The organism is Bacteroides sp. AM54-2NS (genome assembly GCF_003602935.1).
Classification (GTDB): Bacteria; Bacteroidota; Bacteroidia; order Bacteroidales; family Bacteroidaceae; genus Bacteroides; species Bacteroides xylanisolvens.
The window spans coordinates 1-3,101 of sequence record NZ_QTMZ01000102.1 but is presented as its reverse complement, the minus strand read 5'-3'; the positions used below and the strand labels follow the sequence as shown (position 1 = coordinate 3,101).

General features: G+C 34.5%; 4 protein-coding genes and 1 pseudogene. All 5 read left to right on the top strand.

What is annotated here, in order from left to right; translation table 11 throughout:
* Window positions 1-859 precede the first annotated feature (859 nt).
* Window positions 860-1,054 carry a hypothetical protein gene (locus DXA05_RS25730; RefSeq protein ID WP_128859776.1) on the top strand — a complete coding sequence of 65 codons (195 nt, stop codon included), beginning with the start codon at window positions 860-862 and terminating at the stop codon, window positions 1,052-1,054.
* A gap of 213 nt (window positions 1,055-1,267) precedes the next feature.
* Window positions 1,268-1,411, top strand: coding sequence for a hypothetical protein (locus DXA05_RS26630; protein ID WP_165861570.1), 144 nt, complete (start codon window positions 1,268-1,270; stop codon window positions 1,409-1,411).
* An 87-nt stretch (window positions 1,412-1,498) separates the two neighbouring features.
* Window positions 1,499-1,852 carry a hypothetical protein gene (locus tag DXA05_RS25725; protein ID WP_118496807.1) on the top strand — a complete coding sequence of 118 codons (354 nt, stop codon included), beginning with the start codon at window positions 1,499-1,501 and terminating at the stop codon, window positions 1,850-1,852.
* 32 nt (window positions 1,853-1,884) lie between these two features.
* Window positions 1,885-2,175, top strand: a complete 291-nt coding sequence (locus DXA05_RS25720; protein ID WP_128859775.1) for a hypothetical protein — start codon at window positions 1,885-1,887, stop codon at window positions 2,173-2,175.
* Window positions 2,153-3,101: pseudogene (locus tag DXA05_RS25715) on the top strand (penicillin-binding transpeptidase domain-containing protein); the annotation flags it as partial. The gene DXA05_RS25720 and the pseudogene DXA05_RS25715, both read left to right, overlap by 23 nt.

Genomic DNA, 3,101 nt, shown 5'->3' with positions numbered 1-3,101 from the left:
TGTCTTAGCTTCTGATAATTGAGATTTGAGACAGAATGAATCGGAGTTTACTTATTTATGCTCTGAATAGTTCTGTCTCAATTTATGGATATTCAGAGTAGAAATAGCTCTCAACTCTCATTTTAACAGATACATTTAATTGCAGAATAAAATACCTTTCATTATCTTTGTGCCAATCCTAGAAATAGGAGGACATATTAACGAAAGGTGTTTTGCATAGTTCTTGTCTCTAAATTCGCCAAAATTTATACAATCACAGGAACGTGCACAACACCGCACTAGTGCTATATGCCTATCTAATGATAGTTCATATATCGTCTGGTGCGGGTTACTGTTGTGTATTTGTGATTGGAGCGTTTGGCGATGCTTGGAGACATATACATTGGCAGTTCCCGCACCTATTTGTATGTAGAACTATATCTATTGGGAACTAGATATAACAATTAATCGACTATGGAACAGGCATATTTACAACTAGCTCCTACCTTCCAAACAGTATGTAGACTGTTAAAATCTTTACTAAATCCAGAGATTAGGCATTTTTATCGGAAAATCTTTGGGTAAATAGATTAAGTAATTATTATATTGTAACAAAATAAAGTATTATAGCAGTCAATTATATGCTATCAGTTCTCTAATACTTTAAATACTATGATTAACTACTTTCTTGGGGAGAATTGGGAAGTATAAATCAATATCTATAAGAAGCAGACATACTACTTATTTACCTATTCAGTTCTATTATTAGATAGTAGAACGAGATTCAGCTAATAATAATGCCAACTTTATGATAACTATTCCGACTAGTTTATGCTCATAAAGATTGGATATAAATATCAATATTATAAGAAATACAATTATGAGAATAACAGAAAGTACATTAGAGCTAATATTTAACACGATTGTAGCAGAAGGAGATGCAAGAGAGCTTGCTTCGATTGTATATCCGTTACTAGCTAAATCTAATTCTTGGCAAGACGCTAAAAGACTTATTGAATCTTGGTTTATTGTGAATGGCAATGCAGAAGCAGCAGCATACTTCCTTCTGTATTAAAGACGCTTGATATATTGAAAGAAGAGGGATTCACTTTAAGATGAGATATAATTAAATAGATGAGTATGGGATTATTTGGCAAATCTAATGAAGAAAGGCATATTGAAGCCATTCAACAAGAGGTTATAGTAATCAATTCACACATGAAGAACTTGATGATTGCCATAGAAAGAGGTAGGGAGTATTGTAGCAATCATAGAAGTGATATTGGATATGCTCTTAATAGTATTGCTACCCACTTTAATACAATTAAGAGCCATACAAGCCACATACCAGACAGAAGTTAGCAACGGTACAAGTAGCTTGGGGAGACGGAATATCAACCAACAGCTTTATGATGTGGGGGATGCTTACTGATACGGGAATGGATGAAATTGCAGAACAATTAACTAAATGGGGAATATAAGGTAATGAAATCATTATTAGATTATAAATGTAATTATTATGATGTATATAAAATTTTCCAGTAAAGATACTACAGCGATTATTAATGCTACAGACAAATTAATAAACTGTAATCCGACTAAAAGTGCTAAGGTTAAATCAATACCTCCAGAACTTAGGGAACTTTGTAGTATTGTTAGAGGGCAGCTAAGGAGTATGGGATATATGGAGTATAGAGTGGAATACTTGCGACCATTAATTGAGGTAATGAACTTATTTGGTTCGTTCTTTAATTTCTCAACTTCTAGTAACATTCAAAGAGCTATATCATTATATCATTCTTATGCTTCTGGTTCCAAGCCTATACGCTATAAGACAGAGCAAGGAGATAGTTTAGTTTATGCTGATGATTGATTATGGGATTCTGGAATGAATTTAAAAAGGATATGCACATTGCAAAGGAACAAAGGCAATGTGCACGCTTCTTGCAACAGATATTAATGATGTTGGAAGATGAAACTTATGCCAATTTCACGCCTACACAGGGAATGAACTTCTTTAAGGAGCTAAAGATTGCTTATATAAACTACACTTATCGCATACAGGAATATAACATTACTTCTCTGACTATCAAAGATAAGCAGTATGATGTTAAAGAGTATGATGTTATTATTAAAGCTAAAATAAGAAACTTATGTAAGAAGTATGGAATTAATGATGAAAGGTTTAAGGAATAGTTCACTATTGTGTATATCGTTAGTAATTGGAGTATCTTGCCAATCCAGACAGCAAGTAACAGCACCTATCTCCACTATAGATAGTACATTACAAACTAATGCTACTGCCATATTGGGAAGCAAGTTATCAGAGATAAATGCCCAATCTGGGCAGGTTATAGTAATGGAAGTTCAGACAGGGCAAATTAAGGCTTTAGTTGGACTTACTAGAAAAGACAGTGCGAACTACCAATCATGCGAGAACTTCTCTGTATGGCAGTCTACTGGTCTGATGCACCCAATATCACTATTGGCAGCTTTAGAAACAGGTAAGGTGAAGTTGAGTGATAAGGTTGATACTGGAAATGGTATCTACCAAGTTCAAGGCAGAGAACTTAAAGACCATAATTGGCATAGAGGTGGGTATGGTGAGCTTACAGTACAAGAAGGATTGGCAGCTAGTTCCAATATTGCCATTTATAAGACTATGGAGAAAGCATTTGGTGATAATCCTCAAACCTTTTTCGATTTACTTGCTAATATGAGCTATGGTAAGCCAGATAGTATCACAGGAATAGCCAATCTAAAGCCTGTACACTTTATAACTCCTAAAGATAACAACTGGACTAAGACAGCCTTTGTATGGTCTAGTATTGGTTATAACCAACACGTATCGCCAATTCAAATACTAACCTTCTATAATGCTATTGCTAACAATGGGAAGATGATACAGCCTCAACTATTTAAGGATAGTGTAGTAGTTATTAATCCACAAATAGCAAGTAGGGTTAGTATTGATAGTTTGAAGAAAGCTCTAGTATTTAATATTACTGACGGATTAGGCAACCTGCCAAGTCTGATAAGGTACTAGTTGCAGGTACGCAGGGAACTAGTTCATTATCTACTAATGAGGATAGTACTAAGGATATGTATGCGGTAGAGTTCTG